Source organism: Amycolatopsis sp. DSM 110486 (genome assembly GCF_019468465.1).
Classification (GTDB): domain Bacteria; phylum Actinomycetota; class Actinomycetes; order Mycobacteriales; family Pseudonocardiaceae; genus Amycolatopsis.
This window is the reverse complement of record NZ_CP080519.1, coordinates 6,575,665-6,602,031: the sequence shown is the minus strand read 5'-3', so window position 1 is coordinate 6,602,031 and position 26,367 is coordinate 6,575,665. Positions and strand designations below refer to the sequence as shown.

The window sequence follows — 26,367 nt, the reverse complement described above, 5'->3', positions numbered from 1 at the left end:
GATGCGCGCGGAACACATGCACGCGGACTAATAGCCCGAGCCGGAGTTTCCGGATTAATCCCCATCCGAGGAGAAACTGCATGAGAACGCTCTTCGCCGGCCGCCGCAAGTGGCTGACCGCGGGCGCGCTCGGCGCCGCGCTGATCGCCGCGGCCCCGGTCGCCCTGGCGACTTCGGACACCGCGACGTCGCGCACGGCCTCCGCGGGTGACCGCACGCAGGACGTCCGCAACGCGATCCAGGGCGGCACCGCGCGCAACGTGATCCTGTTCATCGGCGACGGCATGGGCCAGTCGGAGATCACGGCGGCGCGCAACTACGAGCGCGGCGCGGCCGGGCGGCTCGCGATGGACGAGCTCCCGCTGACCGGCGACTACACCACGTACGCCGTGGAGCAGAACAACCCCGGCAAGCCGAACTACGTGACCGACTCGGCCGCGTCCGGCACCGGCTGGGCCACCGGCACCAAGACCTACAACGGCGCGATCTCGGTCGACGCGTACGGCAACCCCGTGCCGACGATCCTCGAGCTGGCCAAGCGCGGCGGCCTGCGCACCGGTGACGTCACGACCGCCGAGGTCCAGGACGCGACCCCGGCCGTGCTCGGCTCGCACGTCGTCAGCCGCGACTGCAAGGGCCCGGTCGAGACGACCGCCAAGTGCGCGCAGAACGCCAAGGAGAACGGTGGTGCCGGCTCGATCTCCGAGCAGCTGGTGCAGACCCGCCCCGACGTCCTGCTCGGCGGCGGCGCGGCCTTCTTCGACCAGAAGGTGACGGCCGGCAAGTTCAAGGGCAAGACCGTGCTGGACCAGGCGAAGGCGGCCGGCTACAACGTCGTCAATACCGCCGCCGACCTGGCGAAGGCGAAGAAGGACAAGCCGGTTCTCGGCCTGTTCGCCGCGAACAACATGCCGGTGAACTGGACCGGCCCGGCCGCGGTCCACGGTGGCACCCAGCCGGCCCGCTGCACCCCGAACCCGGCGCTGCCGAAGACCCAGCCGAAGCTGGCCGACCAGACCCGCAAGGCGATCGAGCTGCTCGACGACCGCCACAGCGACAAGGGCTTCTTCCTGCAGGTCGAGGGCGCCAGCATCGACAAGCAGGACCACGCGGCCGACCCGTGCGGCCAGATCGGCGAGACGGTCGACTTCGACTCCGCGATCGCCGCGGGCCTGGCGTACGCCCGCAGCCACCGCGACACCCTCGTGCTCGTGACGGCCGACCACGGCCACAGCAGCCAGATCGTGGAGCCCACCGCCACCCCGGGCCTCACCGCCACGCTGGTCACCAACGAGGGCTCGAACATGACGATCGCCTACGGCACCGCCGAGACGGGCGGCTCGCAGTCGCACACCGGCACCCAGGTCCGCATCGCGGGCTACGGGCCGCAGGCCGCGAACATCGTCGGGTTGACCAACCAGACCGACGTGTTCTCGACGCTGAAGCGTGCGCTGCACCTGCGCTGACGTTCTGCTGACGGGTGTGTCCTCGGTTTCCGGGGACACACCCGTTTTTCGTTCTTACGCGCCAGGCAGGAGGTCGAGGACTTCCGACCACGGCCGCCGGGGGTCGAGGCGGTGAAGGCGGACACCCGCCGACTTCAGCGTGTCCAGGTGACGCTGCCAGGCCGGGTGGTGCACCCGCGTGTCCTGGATCTGATAGGCCACCACGATCGTGATCCCGGGCGCCCCGAGGACGTCGCCGAGCAGGGTCAGCGCCTGGTTGTCGGCGATGCCCAGGGCGAGCTTGGCCAGGGAGTTGGCCGACGCGGGGGCGAAGAGGAACACCGACGGGTCCGGGTGCGGGCGCGGCTCGCCGGGCAGGCGCGAGACGCTGCGGACCGGCAGGTCGGTGGTGGCGGCCAGCTCGGTCAGCCCGCCCGTCGCCTCCAGCCAGCGGTGGGCGACGGGCGTCAGCGTGACCGCGAGGCGCCAGCCGCGCGTGGCGGCGGGGCGGGCCAGCTCGGCGGTGAACCGGGTGTCCAGCCCACCGCACGAGCTCGCGACCAGGCCGAGGTCTCTCACGGTTTGCGCAGGGTGGCGCAGAACATCGCGTCGGTGCCGTGGCGGTGGGGCCACAGCTGCACGTACGGGCCGTCGCCAAGCTGCGGCACGCCCGGGAAGAACTCGCGTGCGTCGAGGACCTCCGACTTGGTGCGGCGAGCGATCTCGCCGACGACGCCCTCGGTCTCGGCGAGGTGCGGCGAACACACGACGTAGGTGACCACACCGCCCGGCCGGACCAGGTCCAGCGCGGCCGTGAGCAGCTCGGCCTGCAGCTTCGTCAGGTCGGAGACGTCGCTGGGCTTGCGGCGCCAGCGGGCTTCCGGCCGCCGCCGCAGGGCGCCGAGGCCGCTGCACGGCGCGTCGACGAGCACGCGGTCGTAGCCCGGTTCGAGGCCGGACTCGCGGCCGTCGGCGACGTGCACCTTGACCGGCAGGCCGCGGGTGGCGTTCTCCACGAGCTTGGCGCGGTGCGGGGCCTTCTCGACGGCATCCACGCGGGCGCCGCTGATCGCCGCGAGCGCGCCGAGCAGCGCGGCCTTGCCACCGGGGCCGGCGCACAGGTCGAGCCAGCGTTCGTCGGAACCTTCGAGCGGCACCTTCGTGGCGGCGATCGCGCACAGCTGGCTGCCCTCGTCCTGCACGGCGGCGAGGCGTTCGCGCACCGGCTCGACGTCGGCCGGGTCACCGGCGCCGGCGGGCAGGCGCACGCCGTAGGGCGAGTACGGGGCGACGTCGCCGCCCGTGATCGCGGCCAGCTCGTCGGCGCTGATCTCGCCGGGGCGCGCGACCAGGTGCACCTCGGGGCGGGCGTCGTCGGCTTCGAGCGCCGCCTTCAGCTCCGCACCCTTGTCGCCCAGCGCTTCCGCGAAGGAGCGCGCGACCCAGCGCGGGTGCGCCGTGCGCAGTGCGTACGAGCCGATCGGGTCGGCCGACTCGTCGGGTGCCAGCTCGTCGAGCCAGGCCTGTTCGTCCTTTGCGGACACCGAGCGCAGGATCGCGTTGGCGAACCCCGTTGCCCACGAACCGGCTTCGGCGCGCACGAGGTCTACAGTGGACCCGACGGCCGCATGCTCCGGGATGCGCGTGCGCAGCAGCTGGTAGACGCCGAGGCGCAGCGCGTCGAGCACCATCGGGTCCGTCTTCTCGATCGGCCGCTCGGCGCAAGCGCCGATCACGGCGTCGAGCAGGCCCTGGGCGCGTGAAGCGCCGTACGTGAGCTCGGTGGCCAGCGCCGCGTCGCGGCCGGTGATGCGACGTTCGCGAAGCAGCTGCGGCAGCACGAGGTTCGCGTACGCGTCCTTCTCGCGCACCGCGCGCAGCACGTCGAACGCGGCCTGGCGGGCCGGATCGACCTCCGGCGGACGGCGCGGTCCCTCTTTGCGCGGAGCCGGCCGGCCCCGCTGCGGCCTGGACGGCCGCCGTTCCCCACGCTCGTTCACCGCAGGCGCTCTCCCTCTTCGATCCGTGTACCGCGCGCCCAGTCGGTGGCCGCCATCCGTTTCTTGCCCGATGCCTGGACCTCGCCCAGCCGCACCGGTTTCGTCGCCGTGCCCACGAGCACGCGCTTGCGCTCGACCACGAGCTCGCCCGGCGCCGGGCCCGGTTCGTCGACCACCGTGACGGGCCCCAGCTTGAAGCGCTCGCCGCGGAACTCCGCCCACGCGCCCGGCTCCGGCGTCACCGCGCGGATCTGCCGGTCGACCGCCGCGGCCGGGTCAGCGAACGATACGCGAGCGTCTTCGACCGTCACCTTCGGCGCGTAGGTCATGCCGTCGGCGGACTGCTCGACGGCCCGCAGCGTGCCGTCCTCGATGCCGTCCATGGTGGACAGCAGCAGGTGCGCGCCCGACTCGGCGAGCCGGCCCAGCAGCACACCCGAGGTGTCCGCCGGGCCGATCTTCTCGGTGACGACGCCGAAGACGGGCCCGGCGTCGAGCTCCTTGACGATGCGGAACGTGCTGGCGCCGGTGATCTCGTCACCCGCGCGGATCGCCGACTGCACCGGCGCGGCGCCGCGCCACGCGGGCAGCAGCGAGAAGTGCAGGTTCACCCAGCCGTGGACCGGGATGTCGAGCGCGGACTGCGGCAACAGCGCCCCGTACGCGACGACGGGGCACGCGTCGGGCGCCAGCTCCGTGAGGCGCGCGAGGAACGCGGGGTCCCCGGCGCGCGCGGGCGTGAGCACCTCGATGCCGTGCTCGTCGGCGAGCGCCCCGACGGGCGAGCGCACGACGCGGCGGCCGCGACCGGCCTGGGCGTCGGGGCGCGTCACCACCGCGACGACCTCGTGGCGGCCGGATTCGAGCAGAGCGCGCAGCGAGGGCACCGCGGGTTCGGGGGTACCGGCGAAAACGAGCCTCATCACCGCACCTCCGGAAGCGATTCGTACTGGTTGGACATCACGGTCGAGTCTAGAAGACCCGCGCGTCGCCGCGGCGGTGGTGCCAGGATCGGGGGATGACCACGCTCAAGCAGACCCTCCACGACGACCTCACCACCGCCATCAAGGCGCGCGACCAGCTTCGCTCCGCGACGCTGCGGCTCACGCTCTCGGCCATCGGCTACGAGGAAACCGCGGGCGACACCCACCGCGAGCTCTCCGACGACGAGGTTCAGAAGATCATCACCCGCGAGGTGAAAAAACGCCGCGATGCCGCCGAGGCCTTCGCGGGCGCCGGCCGCGCCGAATCTGCCGACCGCGAACGCGCCGAAGCGGAGGTCCTCACGAGCTACCTGCCGGCGCAGCTTTCGGACGAGGAGCTGACGGCCTTGGTGACGGACGCCGTGGCGAGCACCGGCGCGTCCGGGATGGCGGGGATGGGCGCGGTGATGAAGGCGGTACAGCCGAAGATCGCGGGGCGCGCGGAGGGCGGCCGGGTCGCGGCGGAGGTGAAGCGGCAGCTGGCCGGCTGAGCGGCTGCCATCGGCGAAAGGTTCGTGCGTCGGCGAGCTGGTCGAGCAGATTCCTTCGCCAAAAAGAGAAAACCCGGTGCCCGCCGCGTGCGGGACCGGGTTCCCGGCCGCCCGGGAATCGTGGCGTGGCAAGGAGAACGAGGGCGGCCTACTGAAGGGCGAGCACGGCCAGCGTCGTCAGTCCGCCGAGTCCGCCGACCGCCATGACGACGCCGGCGAGCGCGGCGGCCGACGCGGCGGTCTTCACGACGAAGCCGACGATCCGCCGCACGATCCGGACCGCGACGATGAACGCGACGAGAGCGACAACCAGCACGACCGTCGACGTGTCGGGGCCGCTCTCGGTGGCGGCGGCCGCCAGCGCGCTCATCGACGGCCTCGCCCGGCGCCGATCCGTTCGGCCGGCGGGGTTTCGCGTGCGGCATCACGCCAGGCCTCGAACTCGCGGCGGGTTTCGAGAGCGCGCCGGCGTTCGGAACCCAGGCGCCAGGCCCACCGCCAGCCGACGGCGAGCGAGACCGCCGAGCCGAGCACGAGCACCAGAACCGCTTGTACGACAAGGCCGCTGAAGTCGGCGAGACTCAGGAGCACCAGCAGCGCCCACAGCTGCATCACGGTGAACGGGATCACCAGCGCCGCCGCGTAGACCCCTCGGCGCCATCGAATCGGTTGCGGGGCGGGAAGAAACGGGTCCATGGCTGCCTCCGTCGTGAGTGTGTGCTACCAGGATTCCCCTGTGGCGCAGGGAAATCTGTGTCTGCAGACACGTTCGGGCAAAGTTCAGCGAGCGAGCCGGCCCAGTTCCGCGAGCCGGTGGATCACGACCTGCCCGCGCGCGGTGCTGAGCACGCCGAGCCGGCGCAGTTCCCGCGTCACCCGGGCCCACGATTCGCGCGAAACCGCCGCGGTGGTCGCGAGTTCGGCCTGGGTGCCGGGGATCGCGATGACGATGTCGTCGCCCCGGCGCACCCCGTGCTGCACGGCCAGCTGCATAAGCTGCGCCGCGACGCGCCGGGTGATCGTGCCGCCGCCGACGTCGAGCCGCTGCCGGCCGATGTCGCGCATGCGGTCGGCCAGGACCAGCAGCAACGCCCAGGAGATCGCCGCTTCGCGCCGGCACAGCGCGGCGAAGCGGGCGGCGGGAACGACGAGCGCGTCGAGGTCGTCCAGCGCCGACACGGTCGCCGAGCGCGGGCCGCCGTCGATGGCGCCGAGCTCGCCGACCACGTCGCCCGCGCCGCGCACGGCGATCACGACCTCGCGGCCGTCGGAAGTCGCGTTGGTGATCCGGACGTGGCCCGACAGCAGGAGCACCACCACCGCGGCGCGGTCGCCTTCGCGGCACACCACGTCGCCCCGGCGGTAGGTGCGGCGGACCGCCAGCTCCGCCACCTTGCCGCGGTCGGCCTCGCCCAGCGCCGGCCAGAATCCGGTCGTCTCCACGCCGGTCACCTCCCGGCTCGTCAGGCGGTGAGCCCCGTCCTGGGGCTGCCGGCCCCGGCCCAGTCGGCGGTGCGGAGCCAGCCCCGCATCCGTCTCCCGCCCACCCGCACGTGGAATGCGTCGGTGAACGCGGTGCGGTCTATCCCGTCGTAGTCGTGGCGGACCACCGACCAGTGGATGGCCTCGGAGACGGCCAGCGCGAGCGGCCCGTCGGCGGTGCGCAGCCGGCGCCGCAGCTCGGTGGCGTCGAGCAGCCGGCAGGCGAGGTCGACGTCCTCGCCGTAGGGGCCGTGGAGGTCGTAGTGCACCTCGCCGGCGTGGATCGCCACCCGGAGCCGGAAGGCCTCGTCGGGTCTCTCGGCGTTGTGCCGCGCGAGCAGCTCCGCCAGGGCGGGCACCACCTCGGCGAGCAGGACCGTCTTCGGCGCCTCGTCGACCGGCCGGACCAGGCACAACGCGCCATCGCCGCGGTCCACGAAGGGGTCCCGGAACCCCTCCGCGATCCCCCCGGCGCGGAACGCCTCGTCGAGCAGGTCGAACAGAATCGCGCGCAGCCGGGCCCGAGCGGGGTTGGTGCGGGTGGTCGACCCCTCGATGTCGACCACCACGATCGCTCGATGCAGTGGCACGTGCAGAACGCTGGTGTCCATGGCCGACCCCCTGTTCAGGTGGTTCCTGAAATCCAGTAGACTTCCATAGATCGAACTATAAAGGCTGCGACTGAACCTGAACAGAGCCTTAGACTTAAGTTCTCCCTAAGAGTTTTGCCGACAGACGGACTGAACAACCCCTCAATCTCCTGCCTGACCCTCCCGGCGAGCCTCTCAAGCCGACCCCGTACTCTCCGTGTACAATCTTCGTCACTCGCGTTCCAGTGGACTTCACTGAAAGGTCTGAAGTCGTGTCCCAGCCGAGCCCCGCCCTCGCCGGACGCCTCCGCGCGCTGCGGAAGGAGACCTGGTCCGGGGTGCAGATCACCCAACGCCAGCTCGCCGACGTGTTCGGGGTGAGCAACACCCTGCTCTCGTCGTGGGAGAACACCAGCAACCCGGTGTCGCCCCCCATGCTCCGGCTCGACGCGTACGCCACGTTCTTCGCCACCCGGCGGTCGATCGAGGGGCAGTCGTTCCGCCTGCTGGCGGCCGAGCAGCTCACCGAGCAGGAGCAGCGCGGGCGCGAGGACCTGCTCGCCGAGCTGACCGAGCTGCGCGGCGGCTCCCACGAGGCGACGGGCTCGGCCGATTTCGCGCCGGGCAACGTCTGGCGGTTCCCGCCGAACGAAGACGTCGTGATCGTCGACGCGCAGCTGCCCGAAGACATGCGGATCGGCTACGCGGATCCGGCCAGTCCCGACTACTCCCGGCTCTTCAGCTATGCCGACCCGGACGCGCTGATCGAGCTGTACGGCCACATCCGGGCCTGCAACCCCACCAGCAACGTCTCCTTCCGCACCGCGAACCCCCGGGTCCCCCTGCGCCCCAAGGACTACACGGCGCACCTCGTGCTACTTGGCGGCGTCGACTTCAACCCGCAGACCCGCGAGCTGCTCAACCTGATCGACGCGCCGGTGCGGCAGATCGGCCGCGGGGGCCCTGGCCAGGACGTGCCGGGCAGCTTCGAGGTGACCCGCACGGACGGCACGACCGAACGCTTCAAAGCCCAGACGTCAGACGCCGACACCCTCGTCGCCGATGTCGCGCTCTTCTACCACGGAGTCAACCCGCTCAACCGCAAACGCACCGTCACCGTGTGCAACGGGATGTACGGCCGGGGAACCCTCGGAGCCGTGCGAGCGCTGACCGACCCGCGTTTCCGCGATCGCAACCAGGCCCACCTGGACGCCCGATTCGCCCACGCGGACTCCTTCAGCATCATCAGCCGCGTGCCGATCTTCAACAACCAGGGGCTCACGCCCGACTGGACGCTGGCGGAGCACCGGCTGCACGAATGGCCAGAAACGAGCTGAGATGACCACTGCCGTCGGAGCGCCGGCGCAGCACACCACCCACCGGCGCCTGTTGGCCGAGGTCGGCGCCGGGAGGACTCCCGAGGCCGAGCTGGACGCGATCGTCGTGCCCAACGGCCGCGACGAGCACGCTCTGGACCACACCTGGACCATCGCCCGGGAGCTCGACGCGCCGGTGCTGCTGCTCTGCAGCCAGAAGGCGAGCGCCGACCGGGTCGCGCTGGCGGCGAAGAAGGCCGGGGTGCGGGCCTTCGCGATCGACACCGACGGTCTCCCGCCGGGCGTCATGCCCCGCTTCGCCGCGTCTCAGCTGTTGTGGGAGCACGAGCTGCTCCGCGGCGCCGACACCAGCCTCAAACGCAACCTGGGCCTGCTCGTCGCCGGCCTCGCGAACTGGCAGCGCGTGCTGTTCCTCGACGACGACATCACGCTGCCCCGCCCGGCCGACCTGCGCGAGGCCTCGGGTCTGCTCGGTGCCCACGCGGCCGTCGGCCTGACGAACACCGGCATGCCCGACAACTCCGTGGTGTGCCACGCCTACCGCGAGTCGGGCGGGCGGCAGGACACGTTCGTCGGCGGCGGTGCGCTGGTCGTGGGCGAGCGGTGTTTCGACTCGTTCTTCCCGGACCTCTACAACGAGGACTGGTTCTTCCTGCTGGGCGACAGAAGGTTGCGGCCGACCGCGCTCACCGGGACCGCGCACCAGGCGGAGTACGACCCGTACAACCAGATCCGGGCCGAGTCCGAGGAACTGGGCGACACGCTCGCCGAGGGCGTCTACGGCCTGCTCGACCAGGGCCTCGGCCTCGAAGCCGCGACGGAGGGGTATTGGACGAGCTTCCTTGAGGTCCGCCGGAACTTCATCCGCGCCGCCATGCTCCAGGTTCAGGTCGCGGCCGGGCTGGATCCCGACCGTCGCGACAACATGGTCGAGGCGCTGCGCACCGCCTTGCACCGCAACGAGGAAATGATCACGCCGAAGCTGTGCGCGGATTTCCTGCGAGCGTGGCAGGAAGACCGGGTGACGTGGTGCGCGCACGTGGCCGGCCTGCACGACCAGCACGTGACCGGCGGCGTGGATGCCGCTTTCCAGACCCTCGGCATCGCCGAGCTGGTGCTGCGGAGCTGACTCAGAGGGTCTTCACCAGCACGTGGCACAGCTCGGCTTCGGACACGGTGCGGCCGTCCGGGAGGAAGTGCTCGGCGTAGCAGACAACCGTGCCGTGCCCCCAGTCCCGGTAACCGAGCCTCCGGTACAGCCGGGCCGCGTCCGCGTTGTCCGTGCGCACGGCCAGCGCGGCGCGCCGGTGCCCGAGACTCGCCAGCCGCCCCTCGGCCGCGTCGACCAGCGCCCGGCCGACGCCGCGATTGCGCGTGGCCGGCAGGACTTCCACGTGCGTCAGCAGCGGGACGCCCGGCAGCCGGCTGCGGATGGGCGGCTCCTCGGCGTCCTCGAGCCACAGGTACAAGGCCCCGACCGGCCGATCCGCCCACCACGCGGTGAGCAGGACGCCCAGCCCCTCGGCCTGCCTCCCGAGCCGGTCGGCGAAGTACTCTTCCGCGCCGAGCGCGGTGCTCAGCGCGGTGACGTCGGTCGGTTCGGCGGCCCGGATCGTCGCCTCGGCCGCGGGCTCCCCTTCGCCGGACGGGCAGCCGTCGGCGTCGCGCGGATCGGTCCTGAACATCGCGCCTCCAGCGTAGGGGGACCCGGTGAAAGCGCGCAGCCAGCGAAAGGAGCAGTCCCGGCGCGCGCACGGAGCAGCGCCGCGGGCGTGCTTCATCCCGCCGGGCCCTCCCCCGACCGCCTTCCACATGCCCGATCAAGGCCGAAACGAAACGGGGTGGGCCGGACAGTGGTCCGGACAACGTTCGCGAACCCGACCTTTCGACCGTCGTCCGGCGCCCCTCGCCCGGGGGTGTGGGAGAGGACTGCACCACCACGGCCGGCTCGGAAGGTGCTGGCGGATCCAGCTGAATCCGCGCCGGCTCGGCCGCCTTGCGAGCGTCCCAGCGGGCCGCGGCGTCTCGTAGCCCGGCAGACCCCGGTTAGCCCTCCGGCGCGCCACACCCGCCGGACCGCGCAGCCAAGAGACTGGGCGGAACTACCTGCCCGTCGGCTGAAACGGTGCTAGATCAGCTCCAGCGGATCCAGCTGAATCCGCACCGGCTCGGCCGCCTTTCGGGCGTCGCGGCGGGCCGCGGCGTCGTGGAGCAGAGCGGCCAGCGTTTTGCCCTCCGGACGCGCCACACGGACCAGAGCGCGTTCGCGGGAGGCGTTGCCGTCGGCGTCGAAGTCGCCCAGGGGGACGGGGCCGAGGACTTCGCCGGTGTCGGGCAGGGGCAGGTCGTCGAGGACGGAGGCGACGGCGTCGGGCGTGCCTTCGACGCTGGCCATGCGCATGGCGGGCGGGAAGCCCAGTTCGCGGCGCTGGCCGAGCTCCAAGGCGGCGTGCCAGGCCGGGTCCCAGCGGACCAGGGCCTGGACCACGGACAGGCCGGCCTCGGCGCCCACCACGATCCGGCCGCCCGAAGCGGCCGGGCGCACCAAGGCGCCCGCGGCCATCCAGCGGCGCAGGGTTTCCTCGGCGGCACGCAGGTCCTGGCGGCCGAGCAGGGCCCAGCCGTCGAGGAGCAGGGCGGCGCCGTAGCCGCCCTCGGCGACCGGTTCGGCGCCGGGGGTGCAGACCACCAGCGCGGGGCCTCCCGGCACCGTTGCCAGCACCTCGGCCGCGCCGGAAGTACGCACGGGAACGCCCGGGAAGGCCCGGCCCAATTCCTCCGCGGTGCGCTTCGCGCCCACGATCACCGCGCGCAGCCGCACGGAACCGCAAGCCTGGCAATGGAACGCGGTCTCCGGCACGCCGCACCAGCGGCACGCGGGCGGCTTCGGCGCGCCGTCCACCGAGCCGCCGGGCAGCGCCAGCGGACCGGCGCAACGGCGGCAGTGCGCGGGCGTGCGGCAGTTGCCACAGGCCAGGCCCGGGACGTAGCCGCGCCGGGGCACCTGGATCAGCGCCGGGAGCCCGGCGGCGAACGCCTGGCGCGCCGCCTCGAAGGCCACCGCGGGCAGGCGGGCGACGCGCGCGGCCTCGTCGCGGGCGACGTCGAAGTCCTCCCCCACCGGCGTCACCCGCGGGGCGGCCGCGCGCAGCTCGGCGCGGTCGGCCAGCACGGCCTGCGCCCAGCCCGACTCCACGAGCAGCTGCGCCTCCGCCGTGCGCGCGAAACCGCCGACCAGCAGCGACGACTTCGTGGCGTGCGCGCGGTCCATGAGCACGTCGCGCACGTGCGGGTAAGGCGCGTGCGGGTCGAGGTGCAAGTCGTCGCCGTCGTCCCACACGACGAACAGGCCCGGGTCGGCCACCGGTGCGAACATCGCCGCGCGCGTGCCCACCACGACCCGGACGCCGCCGCGCAGCACGGCGAGCCAGCGCCGGTACCGCTCCGCGGGCCCGAGCCCGGCGATCAGCGCCACCACGGCGTCCTCGCCCATCAGCGCCGCGCACGCCTCGTGCACCCGCGTGAGGTCCCGATGGTCCGGCACGACGAGCACCGCGCCCCGGCCGCACGACGCCGCCACCGCCGCGGCCTCCGCGAGCCGGCGCGGCCAGTCTTCGCCCGGCAGGGCCTGCCACACCGCGTTGGCCGGCTTGCCGTCGGCCACGGCGTCCAGGAACGCCGGACCCCACTGGTACCGCGACCACGCCGACACGTCCGGCACGTCCGGCGACGGCGCCGGTTCCGAAGCGGGCTCGGCCTCGGCTTTGGCGTGCCGCGGCGGCAAAGCCAGCCGCAGCACGTCGGACAGGGTGCCGCCGTAGCGGTCGGCCACCGACCGGCACACGGCGTGCAGCGAAGGCGGCAACACCGGCTCACTCGACGTGACGCGCTCCAGGTACGCCAGCTTCCGCTCGTACTCCGTGGTGTCCGTGCGCTCCACGAGGTAGCCGTCCACGAGCTGCCCCGCGAACCGCACCCGCACGCGGCAACCCGGCACCGCGGCGTCATGCAGCTTGTCGGGCACCTGGTAGTCGAACGTCCGGTCCAGGTGCGCCAGCGGGATGTCCACCACGATCTTCGCGACGGGCAGCTCGGGCGCCGGCTGCTGCGCCCCCTTGCGCGACGGAGCCTTCTTCGCGGCGGCCTTCTTCGCCGCAGCACCGGACGCAGCACCAGACTTCGGCACAGCAGCTTTGGCCGCACCGGCACGCGACGAAGAAGCCTTCGGCTCCGAGGCGGAGCGCGAAGGCTCCGGGAGGTCCCACAGCGGGGCGGGTTCGGAGCTGCTCACCCCGAGATCTCTACCAGACCCCACCGACGGTCCCACCGCCAGAACGCCCCAACGCGGCGTTCGGTGCGCTCACCGCACCCCATGCTGCATCGGGGTGCGGTGGGCAGGTGGTTCGAGCGTGCCGCCGCCGGAAAGCAGTGAAGGGCTCCTTGAGGGAATTCCCCAAGGAGCCCTTCACCGGCAGTCAGAGCTACCGAGAAACTCAGGCGCCCGCGAGCGAACGCAGCGCGTCGGCCCGCGCGGTGCTCTCCCACGGCAGGTCGAGATCCGTGCGGCCGAAGTGGCCGTACGCGGCGGTCGGCGCGTAGATCGGGCGCAGCAGGTCGAGGTCGCGGATGATCGCGGCCGGACGGAGGTCGAAGACCTCGCTGATCGCGTCCTGGATCTTCGTCGGGTCCACCGTCTCGGTGCCGAACGTCTCCACGAACAGGCCCACCGGAGCGGCCTTGCCGATCGCGTAGGCCACCTGCACCTCGACGCGCCCGGCCAGCCCGGCGGCGACCACGTTCTTCGCCACCCAGCGCATCGCGTACGCCGCGGAGCGGTCGACCTTGGACGGGTCCTTGCCCGAGAAGGCACCACCGCCGTGGCGGGCCATGCCGCCGTAGGTGTCGACGATGATCTTGCGGCCGGTCAGGCCGGCGTCGCCCATCGGGCCGCCGATCACGAAGCGGCCGGTCGGGTTGACCAGCAGGCGGGTGCCGGCCGTGTCGAGACCCAGCTCGGCCAGCTCCGGCTCGACCACGTGCTGCTTGACGTCGACGCCGAGCATCTGCTCCAGGTCGATTCCGTCGGCGTGCTGCGTGGACACGACCACCGTGTCGAGGCGCACGGGCTGCTCACCCGCGTACTCGATGGTGACCTGGGTCTTGCCGTCCGGGCGCAGGTACGGCAGCACGCCGTCCTTGCGAACCGCGGTCAGCCGGCGCGACAGCCGGTGGGCCAGCGCGATCGGCAGCGGCATCAGCTCGGGGGTGTCCGAGCAGGCGTAGCCGAACATCAGGCCCTGGTCGCCCGCGCCCTGACGGTTGATCTCGTCCTCGTCGCTTTCCACCCGCGACTCGTACGCGGTGTCGACGCCCTGCGCGATGTCCGGCGACTGGGAGCCGATCGCCACGTTCACGCCGCACGAGTTGCCGTCGAAGCCCTTGGCCGACGAGTCGTAGCCGATCCGCAGGATCACGTCCCGCACGATGGTCGGGATGTCGGCGTAGGCCTCGGTGGTCACCTCGCCGGCCACGTGCACCTGGCCCGTGGTGATGAGCGTCTCCACGGCGACCCGGCTGCGCGGGTCCTTGGTGAGCAGGCCGTCGAGGATCGAGTCGCTGATGGCGTCACAGATCTTGTCGGGATGGCCCTCGGTCACCGATTCCGACGTGAACAGCCTTTTGGTGGACGCAGTCACGACCTCGTCACTTCCCTCGATTTCGGCTCGGTACCCGTGAACTTAGGTACCCCTTAGACAGCCCTACATTACCCAGAAGGCCTAGTGCTGGAGTCGACGTTCGCGCAAGCTTGTTACAGCGTCCCACACTGTGGCCGCGAGCCGCGCCTTCGCGCCGAGCGGGATCGCCTGCTCGGTGCCGTCGGCGGCCAGCAGCCAGCCGGAGTTGTCCTCCGTGCCGAACGCCTTGCCGTCGCCCACCGCGTTGACCACCAGCAGGTCGGCGCCCTTGCGCCGCAGCTTCGTGCGCGCGTGGTCGAGCACGCTGCCGTGCTCGTCGCCCGTCTCGGCGGCGAACCCGACCACCGTCTGGCCCTCGCGACGGCCCTGGACCAGCTCGGCGAGGATGTCGGCGTTGCGGTCGAGGGTGATCACGGGGTCGGGCGAGTCGTCGGACTTCTTGATCTTGTATTCGGCCCGCATGGCCGGCCGGAAGTCGGCGACGGCGGCGGCCATCACGACCACGTCGGCGTCGGCGGCGGCCGCGTGCACGGCCTTGCGCAGCTCCTCCGCGCTCGACACGCGCTCCAGGTGCGCACCGGCGGGCTGGGGCAACTCGACGGTGTGGGCGGCGATCAACGTCACGTCGGCACCGCGCTGGGCGGCGACGCGAGCGAGCGCGAAACCCTGCTTGCCCGACGAACGGTTGCCCAGGTAGCGGACCGGGTCCAGCGGCTCGCGCGTGCCGCCCGCGGAGACGACCACGCGCAGGCCCTCGAGGTCGCGCGGCAACGCGCGGGGCTCGTCGAGCAGCAGGCGGGCCAGGTCCACGATCTCGGCAGGGTCGGCCAGCCGGCCCTTGCCGGTGTCGACGCCCGTGAGGCGTCCGGCTGCGGGCTCGGTCACGACCATGCCGCGCGACCGCAGCAGCGCCACGTTGTCCTGCGTGGCCTGGTGCTCCCACATCTCCGTGTGCATCGCCGGGAAGAAGGCGACCGGGCACCGGGCGGTGAGCAGGGTCGTGGTGAGGAGGTCGTCGGCGATGCCGTGCGCGGCCTTGGCCAGCAGGTTGGCGGTCGCCGGGACGATCAGCACGAGGTCGGCTTCCTTGCCGACGCGCACGTGCTGCACCTCGGGCACCTCTGTGAACACCCCGGTGTGCACCGGGTGTCCCGAGAGGGCCTCGAAGGTGGCCGCGCCGATGAAGTTCAGCGCGGCCTCGGTGGGCACCACGCGAACGTCGTGCCCGGACTCGGTGAGGCCTCGCAGGACCTCACAGGCCTTGTAGGCGGCGATGCCGCCGCCTACGCCCAGGACGATCCTGGGCTTGGTGTCACTCACCCTCGGTGTGCTCGAGCAGGCCACCGTGGATCTCGCGCAGCGCGATCGACAGCGGCTTCTCGCGGGGGCCCGGCTCCACGAGGGGGCCGACGTACTCCAGCAGACCCTCGCCCAGCTGGGCGTAGTAGTCGTTGATCTGACGCGCGCGCTTGGCCGAGTAGATCACCAGCGCGTACTTCGAGGAGACCTTTTCGAGCAGGTCGTCGATCGGCGGGTTGGTGATGCCCTCGAGCTCTTCCAGCATCGCCTGTTGAACAGCCACTCGTGCTACTCCGTATCGTCCAGGATATCGGCGGCAGAGGAATCGCCACCGGTAATCAAGTCTAGCAACCGCGCCGCGGCGGTCCTCACGTCGGCGTTCACGAGCCGGACGTCGAACTCGCCCGCGGCCGCCAGTTCGCGTTCCGCCTCGGCGAGCCGGGCGGCGACCGCCGCCTCGGATTCGGTGCCGCGCCCGGTGAGCCTGCCGACCAGCTCGTCCCACGACGGCGGCATCAGCATCACGAGCCGGGCCTCCGGCATGGCCGCCCGGACCTGCCGCGCGCCCTGCAGCTCGATCTCCAGCACGGCGGGCCGGCCGGCCGCCAGGGCCCGCTCCACGGGCTCGCGCGGCGTGCCGTAGCGGTTGCCCGCGAACTCCGCCCACTCCAGCAGCTGCCCGTCTGCGACCATCCGGTCGAACTCGGCCCGCTCCACGAAGTGGTAGTGGCTTCCGTCGACTTCTCCGGGCCTCGGCTTCCGCGTCGTGACCGAGACGCTGAAGTAGATGTCCGGTTCGAGCTTGCGCAGCTCCCCCACCACGCTCGACTTCCCGACCCCGGAAGGCCCCGAGACGACGGTGAGCCGGTGTCGGGAGGTATCCCCCGCCACCGGCTCACCGTCGCGGTCGGTGCCCCGGATCACCGGGTAGTCCTGACCGACGCCGCTCACTCTCCGCTGAACTCGGCCAGCAGCGCCTTGCGCTGCCGGTCGCCGAGTCCGCGGAGCCTGCGGCTGGGCGCGATCTCCAGTCGTTCCATGGTCTGCTGGGCACGAACCTTGCCGACGCCGGGGAGAGCCTCGAGCAGGGCCGAAACCTTCATCTTGCCGAGGACTTCGTTCTCCTCGGCCTGCTTCAGCACGTCGACCAGAGTGGTACCGCCCCGCTTCAGCCGCTCCTTCAGCTCAGCACGGATGCGGCGGGCGGCGGCGGCCTTCTCCAGCGCCGCAGCACGCTGTTCCTCTGTCAGCTGGGGAAGTGCCACGTTTTCCTCCGGTAGTTCTCAAATCTGGGTGGGTGACGCGACGGTACCCACCCTTGAGCAGGCGCCACAATGCGGGGGTGGCTGGTGGAGGCCGATTCCGGGGCCTGCTATTGGTCTTTTTCGGCTGTGTGGCCCAGCAGCGCCGTGACCCGGACGACCTCGCGGCGCATGGCCTCGGGGTCCGGACCGTGGCGCAGCAGGTCGCGCGAAGACGCCGGCAGCACCCCCGGCAGATCGGGCCCGAAGACTGCCCTTAAGTCCGCCACAGTTGCCCCCTGGGCGCCGAACCCGGGCGCGAGCACGGGCCCGGCGAGCCGGGAAAGGTCCAGCTCACCGGGGCTGATCGTGGCGCCCACGACCACGCCGACGTCGCCGAGGGGCTCGGCACCGGCGTTGTGGTCCGCGGCCGCGTCGACGATGCTCTGGGCCACCGTGCGGCCGTCCGCCAGCCGCGCGCTCTGCAGCGCGTGGGCCTCCGGGTTCGACGTGCGCGCGAGCACGAACAGGCCGTTGCCCGCCGCCGTGGCGGCCGCCACGGCTGGATCCAGCGCGCCGAACCCGAGGTAGGGCGAAACGGTGGCCGCGTCGGCCTTGAACGCTGCCCCCTCGGCCACGTAGGCGGCCGTGTAGGCCGCCATCGTGGAGCCGATGTCGCCGCGCTTGACGTCGAGCAGCACGAGGGCACCGGCGTCGTGGGCCGCGTCCACGACGCGTTCGAGCACCGCCACGCCGGGCGGGCCGAACGCCTCGAAGAACGCCGACTGCGGCTTCACGATCGCCGTGGCGGCCGCCAGGACCTCCGTGGCGCCCAGCGCGAACCGTTCCAGACCACTGACGTCCAGGGGCAGGCCCCAGGACTCGATCAGGCCCGGATGCGGGTCGATGCCGGCGCACAGCGGCCCGCGTTCCGCGACCGCCTTCGCCAGCCGGGCCCCGAACCGCTGCCCGCTCACTTCGTGGCCTTCAGCGCCGCCTGGAGACTCTGGAGGCTGCGCACCCCGATGTCACCCCGGATGAGCGCTTCGATGCCGTGCACGGCCGCCGCCGCGCCCTGCACGGTGGTGATGCAGGGGATGTCGCGCGACACCGCCGCGGTGCGGATCTCGTAGCCGTCGATGCGCGGGCCGCTGTTCCCGTACGGCGTGTTGATGACCATCTCGACGCCACCCGCGAGGATCACGTCGACGATGTTCGGCTCGGCTTCGGTGGAACCTTCGTAGTGCTTGCGCACCACCGTGCAGTCGACTCCGTTGCGCCGCAACACTTCGGCGGTGCCGGACGTCGCCAGGATCTCGAACCCGAGGTCCGCCAGCCGCTTCACCGGGAAGACCATCGAGCGCTTGTCGCGGTTGGCCACCGAGACGAACACGCGCCCGGACGTCGGCAGCGAGCCGTACGCGCCGCTCTGGGACTTCGCGAACGCCTTCCCGAAGGACACGTCCACACCCATCACCTCGCCCGTGGACTTCATCTCCGGGCCCAGCAAGGAATCCACGCCGTGGCCCTCCGGCGTGCGGAACCGGTGGAACGGCAGCACGGCCTCCTTGACCGCCACCGGCGAGTCGGCCGGCATCCGGCCGCCGTCGCCCTCAGCAGGCAGCACACCCGAAGCGCGCAGGTCCTTGATCGTCGAGCCGGTCATCACCAGCGCCGCCGCCTTCGCGAGCGGCACCGCGGTGGCCTTCGAGACGAACGGCACCGTGCGCGAGGCGCGCGGGTTGGCCTCCAGCACGTACAGCACGTCGTCCTTGAGCGCGTACTGCACGTTCAGCAGGCCGCGCACACCCACGCCGCGGGCGATCGCCTCCGTGGAGCGGCGCACCTCTTCGAGGTCGGTGGCACCGAGCGTGATCGGCGGCAGCGCGCACGAGGAGTCACCGGAGTGGATGCCGGCCTCCTCGATGTGCTCCATCACGCCGCCGAGGTAAAGCTCCTCGCCGTCGAACAGCGCGTCGACGTCGATCTCGATCGCGTCGTCGAGGAAGCGGTCCACGAGCACCGGGTGCTCGGGCGTGACCTCGGTGGCGCGGCGGATGTAGCCGGCGAGGGTCTCCTCGTCGTAGACGATCTCCATGCCGCGCCCGCCGAGCACGTAGGACGGGCGCACGAGCACCGGGTAGCCGATCTCGTCGGCGATCCGCTTGGCGCCCTCGAACGACGTCGCCGTGCCGTACTTCGGCGCCGGCAGCCCGGCATCGCCGAGCACCTCGCCGAACGCGCCGCGGTCCTCGGCCAGGTTGATGGCCTCCGGCGGCGTGCCGACCACCGGCACACCGGCGTCGGCCAGGCGCTTCGCGAGCCCCAGCGGGGTCTGGCCGCCGAGCTGCACGATCACGCCCGCGACGGTGCCCGACTGCTGCTCCGCGTGCACGACCTCGAGCACGTCTTCGAAGGACAGCGGCTCGAAGTACAGGCGGTCGGAGGTGTCGTAATCGGTGGAGACGGTCTCGGGGTTGCAGTTGACCATGACGGCCTCGAACCCGGCCTCGCGCAGCGCGATCGCGGCGTGCACGCAGGAGTAGTCGAACTCGATGCCCTGCCCGATCCGGTTCGGACCGGAGCCGAGGATGAGCACCTTCGGCTTGTCACCCTGCGCCACGACCTCCGACTGCGCCGCCGGGTCGGTCTCGTAGGCCGAGTAGTGGTAGGGCGTGTCCGCCTTGAACTCGGCCGCGCACGTGTCCACGGTCTTGAACACCGGCCGCACACCGAGACGGTGGCGCAGCGTGCGCACGCCGTCCTCCCCCGCCAGCTCCGGGCGCAGCGCGGCGACCTGGCGGTCGGACAGGCCCGTGCGCTTGGCGCGGCGCAGCAGCTCGCCGTCGAGCACCGGCGCATCGCGCACCTCGGAGCCGACCTCGCCGATCAGCGCGATCTGGTCCACGAACCACGGGTCGATGCCGCTGGCCTCGTGCACCTGCTCGACGGTGGCGCCCAGGCGCAGCGCCCGCTCCACCTCGTACAGCCGGCCCTCGTGCGGCACGCGCAGCGAGTCCAAAGTGGACTCCATGGTCACGCCCTCGGGATCCGGCAGCGTCCAGAAGCCGGTGGCCTTGGTCTCGATCGACCGCATGGCCTTGCCGAGCGCCTCGGGGAAGCTGCGGCCGAAGGACATCGCCTCGCCGACGCTCTTCATGGTGGTCGTGAGCGTCGGGTCGGCGCCCGGGAACTTCTCGAAGGCGAAGCGCGGGATCTTCACCACGACGTAGTCGAGCGTCGGCTCGAAGGCCGCCGGGGTCTCGCCGGTGATGTCGTTCTGGATCTCGTCGAGCGTGTAGCCGATGGCGAGCTTCGCGGCGATCTTGGCGATCGGGAAGCCGGTGGCCTTCGACGCGAGCGCCGACGAACGGGACACACGCGGGTTCATCTCGATCACGACCATGCGCCCGTCGTCCGGGTTGATCGCGAACTGGATGTTGCAGCCGCCGGTGTCCACGCCGACCTCGCGCAGCACGGCGATGCCGACGTCGCGCATCACCTGGTACTCGCGGTCGGTGAGCGTCATCGTGGGCGCGACGGTGACGGAGTCGCCCGTGTGGACGCCCATCGCGTCGACGTTCTCGATCGAGCAGACGACCACGACGTTGTCGCTCTTGTCGCGCATCAGCTCGAGCTCGTACTCCTTCCAGCCGAGCACGCTCTCCTCGATGAGCACCTCGGTGACCGGCGACTCGCTCAGGCCGGTGGACGCCAGGCGCTCCAGCTCCTCGGGCGTGTAGGCCAGGCCGGAACCCAGGCCGCCCATGGTGAACGACGGCCGGATCACGACCGGCAGGCCGAGCTCGGCGACGGTGGCGCGCACGTCCTCCATGGTGTTGCAGACGCGGCTGCGCGGGACCTCGGCGCCGATCGTGCGCACGATGTCCTTGAACTTCTGCCGGTCCTCGCCGCGCTGGATGGCGTCGATGTCGGCGCCGATCAGCTCCACGCCGTACTTCTCGAGCACGCCGCGCTCGTGCAGCGCGACCGCGCAGTTGAGCGCCGTCTGCCCGCCCAGCGTCGCGAGGATGGCGTCGGGCCGCTCCTGCGCGATGACCTTCTCCACGAAGTCCGGCGTCACCGGCTCGATGTAGGTGGCGTCGGCGAACTCGGGGTCGGTCATGATGGTGGCCGGGTTCGAGTTCACCAGGCTCACGCGCAGGCCCTCGGCCCGCAGCACCCGGCAGGCCTGCGTGCCCGAGTAGTCGAACTCGGCGGCCTGCCCGATCACGATCGGCCCGGAGCCGATCACCAGCACGTGCTGGATGTCCGTCCTCTTCGGCATCAGGCCTTCTTCTCCATCAGGGTCACGAATTCGTCGAACAGGGGCGCCGCGTCGTGCGGACCGGCCGCGGCTTCGGGGTGGTACTGCACCGAGAACGCCGGCACGTCGAAGGCGCGCACACCCTCGACGGTGTCGTCGTTCGGGCAGTAGTGGCTGATCTGCGCGGCGCCGTAGGGCGACTCGAACCGCTGGCCCGGTTCGCCTTCGAGCGCGAAGCCGTGGTTCTGCGCCGTGATCGCGACGCGGCCGGTGGCCACGTCGATCACCGGGATGTTGATGCCGCGGTGGCCGTAGCGCATCTTGTACGTGCCCAGCCCCAGCGCGCGGCCGAGGATCTGGTTGCCGAAGCAGATGCCGAACAGCGGGATCTCGTGCTCCAGCACGGCTTTCGTCAGCGCGGTGGCGTGCGTGGTGGTCGCGGGGTCGCCGGGGCCGTTGGAGAGGAAGACGCCGTCAGCCTCGACCGCGAGCAGCTCCTCGACTGTGGTCGCGGACGGCAGCACGTGGACCTCGATGCCGCGCTGCGTCATCAGGCGCGGGGTGTTGGACTTGATGCCCAGGTCGAGCGCGGCGACGCGGAAGCGCCGTTCGCCTTGCGCCTCGACGACGTAGGGCTTGTCCGTGGAGACCTCGCCCGCGAGGTCGGCGCCCTTCATCTGCGGGCTCGCCAGGACCTCGGCCACCATCTGCTCTTCGCTGCCCAGCGCGTCGCCGGAGAACACGCCCGCGCGCATCGCGCCCTGCTCGCGCAGGTGGCGGGTGAGCGTGCGCGTGTCGACCTCGGAGATACCGACGATGCCCTGGCGGACCAGCTCCTCGTCGAGGCCGCGCTTGCTGCGCCAGTTGGACGGCGTGCGGGCCGGGTCGCGCACCACGTAGCCCGAGACCCAGATGCGGGCCGACTCGTCGTCCTCGTCGTTCCAGCCGGTGTTGCCGATCTGCGGCGCGGTCTGCACCACGATCTGCCGGTGGTAGGACGGGTCGGTCAGCGTCTCCTGGTAGCCGGTCATGCCGGTGCAGAACACCGCCTCGCCGAGCGTCCGCCCGCGCGCGCCGTAGGCCGCGCCGCGGAAGACCCGGCCGTCCTCCAGAACCAGGGCGGCGGGGACGCGAGTGCCGTTCGCGGTGCTCACTGGGCACCTCCCTTGATGTCGTGATCCGAGTTGTCGGGGGAAAGCTGTTCGATCCACTGTGGATAGTCGTCGAGCTCGTCACCGCGGAAGCCGGTGTCGAGGTCGGCGTCTCCCAGGCGCCAGGTGATGACGAGCAGCGCGTCGGTGCCCATCACCTTCCCGGCGATCTTCGAGTCGCGGCGGATCCCGGTGACCGCCTCGCGCGGGATCCAGAAGTCGGGCGCGCCGCCGCGTTCCACCGCGATGCCGCCCGGGTACAGGCGCCAGACCGCGCCGGTGCGCAATCCCGCGCCCCGCGTCACGACGCGGTCCTGCCAGTGGCCGGCGGTGGTGGTGCTGACGTAGAGCCCGGTCGACTCCAGCAGGATCTCACCGGGATCCCCGGGAATTCCCGGGAACGGCGGCACCTGCGCGCTCTGCGAGCGCGACTTGCGCCGCCAGCCCACCCACATGCCCCACAGGCACAGGAGGAAGAAGGCGACGATCCCCAGAACGAGGAGGAACCGGTCCATCAGCAGATCTTCCCTTCGCGCGCGGTGATCCGCCCGCGCAGCACGGTGGCCGTCACCACGGCGGGCAGCCGCATTCCCTCGTACGGGGTGTTCGCGGAGATGCTCGCGAGCTCAGCCCCGCGCACCGTCCACTCCGCACCGGAGTCCACGAGGGTCAGGTTGGCGGGCTCGCCGACCTCGAGCGGGCGGCCGTGGTCGGGCAGGTTGCCGATCGCGGCGGGCCGCTCGCTCATCACGCGGGCGACGCCGCGCCAGTCGAGCAGGCCCGGCTCCACCATCGCGCGGACGACGACCGAGAGCGCGGTCTGCAGGCCCAGCATTCCCGGGCGCGCGGCGCTCCACTCGGTGTCCTTGTCTTGCACGGCGTGGGGCGCGTGGTCGGTGGCGACGCAGTCGATCACGCCCTCGGCCAGCGCGGTGCGCAGCTTCTCGACGTCGCCGCCCGTGCGCAGCGGCGGGTTCACCTTGTTCACCGGGTCGTAGGTGGCCAGGCGCTCGTCGGTGAGCAGCAGGTGGTGCGGCGTGACCTCGGCCGACACCTTGGTCCCGCGGTCCTTTGCCCAGCGCAGGACGTCGACCGTGCCCGAGGTGGACACGTGGCAGACGTGCAGGCGCGCCTTGGCGTGCAACGCGAGCAGGCAGTCGCGCGCGACGATCGACTCCTCGGCCGAAGCCGGCCAGCCCGGGTAGCCCAGGCGGGCGGAGTTCTCGCCCTCGTTGGCCTGCGCGCCGACCGTAAGCCGCGGCTCCTCGGCGTGCTGCGCGATCACGACGTCGAGTGCGGTCGAGTACTCCAGCGCGCGGCGCATCAGCAGCGGGTCGGCCACGCAGACGCCGTCGTCGGAGAACACGCGCACGGCGGCGGTGCCCTTGGCCATCGTGCCGAGCTCGGCGAGCTTCTCGCCCTTGAGCCCCACCGTGACGGCGCCGACCGGGTGCACGTCGACCAGGCCGGCCTCCTGCCCGCGGCGCCACACGTGGTCGGTCACGAGCGCGTTGTCGGCCACCGGGTCGGTGTTGGCCATGGCGAACACGGCCGTGTAGCCGCCCAGTGCCGCGGCGGCCGAGCCGGTCTCGATGGTCTCGATGTCCTCCCGGCCGGGCTCGCGCAGGTGGGTGTGCAGGTCGACGAACCCGGGCAGCAGCACCTGGCCCTCGGCTTCGACCACCTCGGCGTCTTCGGGGACCTCGACGGCACCGATGGCCGTGATCACGCCGTCCTCGATCAGGACGTCGACCGGTTCGCCCTCCCCGTAGGGGCGGGCGCCCTTGATCACCAAGCTCACGCTGCGGCTCCTTCACTGGCCAAGAGGTGGTAGAGGACCGCCATGCGCACGTGGACGCCGTTGCGGACCTGTTCGGTGATGGCCGAGGCCGGGGAGTCGGCGACCGCCGAGGCGATCTCCATCCCGCGCAGCATCGGGCCGGGGTGCAGCACCACGGCGTGGTCCGGCAGCAGCCGCTGGCGCCGCTCGGACAGGCCGTAGGAGATCGAGTACTCGCGCGAAGACGGGAAGAAGCCCCCGTGCATACGTTCGGCCTGCACTCGCAGCATCATCACGGCGTCGACGGCCGGCAGTTCGGCGTCGAGGTCGTGGGAGACCGTGACCGGCAGTGTCTCCACCCCGACCGGCAGCAGCGTCGGCGGCGCGACGAGCACCACCTCCGCGCCGAGGGTGCTCAGCAGGTGGATGTTCGACCGGGCGACGCGGCTGTGCAGCACGTCGCCGACGATCGCCACCCGGCGGTCCTTCAGCGAGCCGAGCCGTTCGCGCAGGGTCGCGGCGTCGAGCAGCGCCTGCGTGGGGTGCTCGTGGGTGCCGTCGCCCGCGTTGACCACAGCGGTGCCGGCCTCGGCGAGCCAGCCCGACAGCCGGTGCGCGGCGCCCGAGGCGGGGTGCCGGACGATCACGCAGTCGGCGCCCGCGGCGGCGAGCGTGAGCGCGGTGTCCCGCAGCGACTCGCCCTTGTTCACCGAGGAGCTCGACGCCGAGACGTTGATCACGTCGGCGCTCATCCACTTCCCGGCGATCTCGAACGACACGCGCGTGCGGGTCGAGTTCTCGTAGAACAGGGTGATCACCGTGCGGCCGCGCAGCGTCGGCAGCTTGCGGACCTCCCGGCCGAGCAGCGTGTGCTTCAGCTCGTCTGCGGTGTCGAGGACGGCCGTGGCGGTGTCGGCGTCCAGACCGTCGGTGGCGAGCAGGTGCTTCACCGGGACTCTCCTTCCGGTGCGCGGAGCAGGACCGCGTCGCGCCCATCCGTTTCGGACAGCAGCACGGACACGCCCTCGGCCCGCGCGGTGGGCACGTTCTTGCCGACGTAGTCGGCGCGGATCGGCAGCTCGCGGTGGCCGCGGTCGACGAGCACGGCCAGCTGCACGGCGCGCGGGCGGCCGTGGTCGCGCAGGGCGTCGAGGGCGGCGCGGATGGTGCGGCCGGAGAACAGCACGTCGTCGACCAGGATCACCACCCGGTCGTCGATGCCGCCGGGCGGCAGCTGCGTCTGCTCGAGCGCGCGCGGTGGACGGCGACGCAGGTCGTCGCGGTACAGGGTGACGTCGAGGGCCCCCGTCGGGGGGACGACGCCGGAGAACTCGCCGATCTTCCCGGCGAGCCGGGTCGCCAGCGGAGTACCGCGGGTGGGGATCCCCAGCAACACGGGTGGGGCGAGTGGTGCGGATGAGGCATCGCCCGAAGTACTCGCACCGAGTGCGGTCTTCTCGATGACCTGATGGGCCATCCGGGCGATGGTGCGCGCGACATCGCCGGCCGAAAGAAGCTCGCGCTCCCCGACCGGTTCCGCCGCGCCACGCGGACGTGACGACAAGGCGGACCTCCTTCCCCGCCTCTCTGGACGGGTCCTTAAAGGACGTCGACTCCCAGCTCGTGCCGGGAAATCGCACCGACAGTAGCAGGCGAGGTCAATCATCCTTCCGGGTGGTGTGCCCACGTCCGCGACCAGGTACGGAGACCTTCTGCTTGACCTGGTGACAACTATGCGTAACCATTACTCTGAGTATTCGACTCGAGGAGTCCCCTGACCGGTCACCACGACCGGCGTGGGGGTGAGGAAACGGAGAACCACCAGATGGGCGATTACGCCAAGGCGCTCGGGGCCAAGCTCCGCGGGATCCGTCAGCAACAGGGCCTGTCCCTGCACGGCGTCGAGCAGAAGTCGGGCGGCCGCTGGAAGGCCGTCGTCGTCGGCTCGTACGAGCGTGGCGACCGCGCCGTCACCGTCCAAAAGCTCGCCGAACTGGCCGACTTCTACGGTGTACCGGTGGTCGAACTGCTGCCGGAGGGCCGTGTGCCCTCGGGTGCCGAGCCCGCCACGAAGATCGTGATCAACCTCGAGCGGCTCCAGCAGTTGCCTGCGGAGAAGGTCGGCCCGCTCGCGCGGTACGCGGCCACGATCCAGAGCCAGCGCGGCGACTACAACGGCAAGGTACTCTCCATCCGCACCGAGGACCTGCGCTCGCTTGCGATCATCTACGACATGACCCCCGGTGAGCTCACCGAACAGCTCATCGACTGGGGCGTCCTGCCGCCCGAGGCCCGTCCGTCCAAAGAAGACTGATGGGCGGCGGTTGCCCGACGCGGTGGGTGTTTTCGGCGGGGCACCGGAAACACCCACCGAGCTTCGGACACCGCCGGACCGGCTGCGGACGGTGATCAACACCACCCCGGCCGTCCCCTCGCACCCGCGTCTGCCGTTCCGGCGCGTGACCCGTTCGGGCTAGCGCTTCCGGGTTGCTGTGACGGTGAACCCGGTTCACCGAGCGACGCCCGGGCGGGCTCGAGCACGGCCCGGAGCCGGCTCTGACACGCTCGGTGTGACGAAGACCTCTTCCGGACCCCACTCGTGAGG

26 protein-coding genes are annotated in these 26,367 nt (G+C 71.7%); 5 read left to right on the top strand and 21 right to left on the bottom strand.

Going from position 1 to position 26,367, the window contains the following annotated elements; all coding sequences use genetic code 11:
- Positions 1-80 precede the first annotated feature (80 nt).
- Positions 81-1,466, top strand: a complete 1,386-nt coding sequence (phoA, locus tag K1T34_RS32070) for an alkaline phosphatase (RefSeq protein WP_220238482.1) — start codon at positions 81-83, stop codon at positions 1,464-1,466.
- Between the two features lie 54 nt (positions 1,467-1,520).
- Here phoA and K1T34_RS32065 read toward each other — a convergent pair whose 3' ends face one another.
- From K1T34_RS32065 to fmt, 3 genes are read right to left on the bottom strand one after another with little or no spacing between them, the layout of a single operon-like run.
- A complete protein-coding gene (locus K1T34_RS32065) occupies positions 1,521-2,024 on the bottom strand; it encodes a flavoprotein (RefSeq protein ID WP_220238481.1) in 504 nt (167 codons plus the stop codon).
- Positions 2,021-3,445, bottom strand: a complete 1,425-nt coding sequence (locus tag K1T34_RS32060; RefSeq protein WP_220238480.1) for an RsmB/NOP family class I SAM-dependent RNA methyltransferase — start codon at positions 3,443-3,445, stop codon at positions 2,021-2,023. The genes K1T34_RS32065 and K1T34_RS32060 overlap by 4 nt, the downstream gene beginning before the upstream one ends.
- Positions 3,442-4,368: a methionyl-tRNA formyltransferase gene (gene fmt / locus K1T34_RS32055; protein ID WP_220238479.1), complete on the bottom strand. Its 927-nt coding sequence runs from the start codon at positions 4,366-4,368 to the stop codon at positions 3,442-3,444. Before fmt ends, K1T34_RS32060 begins: the two co-directional genes overlap by 4 nt.
- Positions 4,369-4,463: 95 nt before the next feature.
- On the opposite strand from fmt, the gene K1T34_RS32050 reads away from it, so the two are divergent.
- Positions 4,464-4,919 carry a GatB/YqeY domain-containing protein gene (locus K1T34_RS32050; protein WP_220238478.1) on the top strand — a complete coding sequence of 152 codons (456 nt, stop codon included), beginning with the start codon at positions 4,464-4,466 and terminating at the stop codon, positions 4,917-4,919.
- A gap of 148 nt (positions 4,920-5,067) precedes the next feature.
- Here K1T34_RS32050 and K1T34_RS32045 read toward each other — a convergent pair whose 3' ends face one another.
- The 4 genes from K1T34_RS32045 to K1T34_RS32030 form a co-directional block, all read right to left on the bottom strand.
- Entirely contained in the window at positions 5,068-5,289 is a 222-nt protein-coding gene (locus K1T34_RS32045) for a hypothetical protein (protein WP_220238477.1), read from the bottom strand.
- Positions 5,286-5,615, bottom strand: coding sequence for a hypothetical protein (locus K1T34_RS32040; RefSeq protein WP_255637717.1), 330 nt, complete (start codon positions 5,613-5,615; stop codon positions 5,286-5,288). Before K1T34_RS32040 ends, K1T34_RS32045 begins: the two co-directional genes overlap by 4 nt.
- An 84-nt stretch (positions 5,616-5,699) precedes the next feature.
- Positions 5,700-6,362, bottom strand: a complete 663-nt coding sequence (locus K1T34_RS32035) for a Crp/Fnr family transcriptional regulator (RefSeq protein ID WP_220238476.1) — start codon at positions 6,360-6,362, stop codon at positions 5,700-5,702.
- A gap of 20 nt (positions 6,363-6,382) precedes the next feature.
- Positions 6,383-7,012: a hypothetical protein gene (locus tag K1T34_RS32030; protein ID WP_220238475.1), complete on the bottom strand. Its 630-nt coding sequence runs from the start codon at positions 7,010-7,012 to the stop codon at positions 6,383-6,385.
- Positions 7,013-7,263: 251 nt separating this feature from the next.
- On the opposite strand from K1T34_RS32030, the gene K1T34_RS32025 reads away from it, so the two are divergent.
- Together K1T34_RS32025 and K1T34_RS32020 are read left to right on the top strand one after the other, a co-directional pair.
- Positions 7,264-8,328: a helix-turn-helix domain-containing protein gene (locus K1T34_RS32025; protein ID WP_220238474.1), complete on the top strand. Its 1,065-nt coding sequence runs from the start codon at positions 7,264-7,266 to the stop codon at positions 8,326-8,328.
- A 1-nt stretch (position 8,329) separates the two neighbouring features.
- Positions 8,330-9,457, top strand: coding sequence for a hypothetical protein (locus tag K1T34_RS32020; RefSeq protein ID WP_220238473.1), 1,128 nt, complete (start codon positions 8,330-8,332; stop codon positions 9,455-9,457).
- A 1-nt stretch (position 9,458) separates the two neighbouring features.
- On the opposite strand, the gene K1T34_RS32015 is transcribed toward K1T34_RS32020, so the two are convergent.
- From K1T34_RS32015 to pyrR, 14 genes are all read right to left on the bottom strand, one after another.
- Positions 9,459-10,013, bottom strand: a complete 555-nt coding sequence (locus K1T34_RS32015) for a GNAT family N-acetyltransferase (RefSeq protein WP_220238472.1) — start codon at positions 10,011-10,013, stop codon at positions 9,459-9,461.
- A 443-nt stretch (positions 10,014-10,456) separates the two neighbouring features.
- Positions 10,457-12,619, bottom strand: a complete 2,163-nt coding sequence (locus tag K1T34_RS32010; protein ID WP_220238471.1) for a primosomal protein N' — start codon at positions 12,617-12,619, stop codon at positions 10,457-10,459.
- A 202-nt stretch (positions 12,620-12,821) separates the two neighbouring features.
- Entirely contained in the window at positions 12,822-14,024 is a 1,203-nt protein-coding gene (gene metK, locus K1T34_RS32005; RefSeq protein WP_220238470.1) for a methionine adenosyltransferase, read from the bottom strand.
- 81 nt (positions 14,025-14,105) lie between these two features.
- Positions 14,106-15,344, bottom strand: a complete 1,239-nt coding sequence (coaBC, locus tag K1T34_RS32000) for a bifunctional phosphopantothenoylcysteine decarboxylase/phosphopantothenate--cysteine ligase CoaBC (protein WP_220238469.1) — start codon at positions 15,342-15,344, stop codon at positions 14,106-14,108.
- Positions 15,337-15,588: a DNA-directed RNA polymerase subunit omega gene (gene rpoZ / locus K1T34_RS31995; RefSeq protein WP_220247522.1), complete on the bottom strand. Its 252-nt coding sequence runs from the start codon at positions 15,586-15,588 to the stop codon at positions 15,337-15,339. The genes coaBC and rpoZ overlap by 8 nt, the downstream gene beginning before the upstream one ends.
- Before the next feature lie 23 nt (positions 15,589-15,611).
- Positions 15,612-16,274, bottom strand: a complete 663-nt coding sequence (gmk, locus tag K1T34_RS31990; protein WP_220238468.1) for a guanylate kinase — start codon at positions 16,272-16,274, stop codon at positions 15,612-15,614.
- A complete protein-coding gene (gene mihF, locus K1T34_RS31985) occupies positions 16,271-16,588 on the bottom strand; it encodes an integration host factor, actinobacterial type (RefSeq protein ID WP_003096398.1) in 318 nt (105 codons plus the stop codon). The genes gmk and mihF overlap by 4 nt, the downstream gene beginning before the upstream one ends.
- Positions 16,589-16,695: 107 nt before the next feature.
- The gene (gene pyrF, locus K1T34_RS31980) at positions 16,696-17,541 is read right to left on the bottom strand and encodes an orotidine-5'-phosphate decarboxylase (protein ID WP_220238467.1); all 846 of its coding nucleotides are present in this window, start codon (positions 17,539-17,541) and stop codon (positions 16,696-16,698) included.
- Positions 17,538-20,852, bottom strand: coding sequence for a carbamoyl-phosphate synthase large subunit (gene carB, locus K1T34_RS31975; RefSeq protein WP_220238466.1), 3,315 nt, complete (start codon positions 20,850-20,852; stop codon positions 17,538-17,540). Before carB ends, pyrF begins: the two co-directional genes overlap by 4 nt.
- Positions 20,852-21,985, bottom strand: coding sequence for a glutamine-hydrolyzing carbamoyl-phosphate synthase small subunit (gene carA, locus K1T34_RS31970; protein ID WP_220238465.1), 1,134 nt, complete (start codon positions 21,983-21,985; stop codon positions 20,852-20,854). Before carA ends, carB begins: the two co-directional genes overlap by 1 nt.
- Positions 21,982-22,497 (bottom strand): transporter, encoded by a 516-nt coding sequence (locus K1T34_RS31965; RefSeq protein ID WP_220238464.1) that lies wholly within the window; start codon positions 22,495-22,497, stop codon positions 21,982-21,984. The genes carA and K1T34_RS31965 overlap by 4 nt, the downstream gene beginning before the upstream one ends.
- Positions 22,497-23,783 carry a dihydroorotase gene (locus tag K1T34_RS31960; RefSeq protein ID WP_220238463.1) on the bottom strand — a complete coding sequence of 429 codons (1,287 nt, stop codon included), beginning with the start codon at positions 23,781-23,783 and terminating at the stop codon, positions 22,497-22,499. Before K1T34_RS31960 ends, K1T34_RS31965 begins: the two co-directional genes overlap by 1 nt.
- Positions 23,780-24,712 (bottom strand): aspartate carbamoyltransferase catalytic subunit, encoded by a 933-nt coding sequence (locus tag K1T34_RS31955; RefSeq protein WP_220238462.1) that lies wholly within the window; start codon positions 24,710-24,712, stop codon positions 23,780-23,782. Before K1T34_RS31955 ends, K1T34_RS31960 begins: the two co-directional genes overlap by 4 nt.
- On the bottom strand, positions 24,709-25,326 hold the full coding sequence (gene pyrR, locus K1T34_RS31950; protein ID WP_220238461.1) for a bifunctional pyr operon transcriptional regulator/uracil phosphoribosyltransferase PyrR: 618 nt from the start codon (positions 25,324-25,326) through the stop codon (positions 24,709-24,711). The genes K1T34_RS31955 and pyrR overlap by 4 nt, the downstream gene beginning before the upstream one ends.
- Before the next feature lie 261 nt (positions 25,327-25,587).
- On the opposite strand from pyrR, the gene K1T34_RS31945 reads away from it, so the two are divergent.
- Positions 25,588-26,076 carry a transcriptional regulator gene (locus K1T34_RS31945; protein ID WP_003096372.1) on the top strand — a complete coding sequence of 163 codons (489 nt, stop codon included), beginning with the start codon at positions 25,588-25,590 and terminating at the stop codon, positions 26,074-26,076.
- Positions 26,077-26,367 lie beyond the last annotated feature (291 nt).

Bases quoted from the DNA above. Each gene is read 5' to 3' on its own strand.
- K1T34_RS32045 (WP_220238477.1), bottom strand. From the start codon at position 5,289: ATGAGCGCGCTGGCGGCCGCCGCCACCGAGAGCGGCCCCGACACGTCG.
- K1T34_RS32040 (WP_255637717.1), bottom strand. From the start codon at position 5,615: ATGGACCCGTTTCTTCCCGCCCCGCAACCGATTCGATGGCGCCGAGGG.
- K1T34_RS32050 (WP_220238478.1), top strand. From the start codon at position 4,464: ATGACCACGCTCAAGCAGACCCTCCACGACGACCTCACCACCGCCATC.
- K1T34_RS32020 (WP_220238473.1), top strand. From the start codon at position 8,330: ATGACCACTGCCGTCGGAGCGCCGGCGCAGCACACCACCCACCGGCGC.
- rpoZ (WP_220247522.1), bottom strand. From the start codon at position 15,588: ATGCTGGAAGAGCTCGAGGGCATCACCAACCCGCCGATCGACGACCTG.
- K1T34_RS32030 (WP_220238475.1), bottom strand. From the start codon at position 7,012: ATGGACACCAGCGTTCTGCACGTGCCACTGCATCGAGCGATCGTGGTG.
- K1T34_RS31945 (WP_003096372.1), top strand. From the start codon at position 25,588: ATGGGCGATTACGCCAAGGCGCTCGGGGCCAAGCTCCGCGGGATCCGT.
- phoA (WP_220238482.1), top strand. From the start codon at position 81: ATGAGAACGCTCTTCGCCGGCCGCCGCAAGTGGCTGACCGCGGGCGCG.
- K1T34_RS31965 (WP_220238464.1), bottom strand. From the start codon at position 22,497: ATGGACCGGTTCCTCCTCGTTCTGGGGATCGTCGCCTTCTTCCTCCTG.
- fmt (WP_220238479.1), bottom strand. From the start codon at position 4,368: ATGAGGCTCGTTTTCGCCGGTACCCCCGAACCCGCGGTGCCCTCGCTG.
- K1T34_RS32015 (WP_220238472.1), bottom strand. From the start codon at position 10,013: ATGTTCAGGACCGATCCGCGCGACGCCGACGGCTGCCCGTCCGGCGAA.
- carB (WP_220238466.1), bottom strand. From the start codon at position 20,852: ATGCCGAAGAGGACGGACATCCAGCACGTGCTGGTGATCGGCTCCGGG.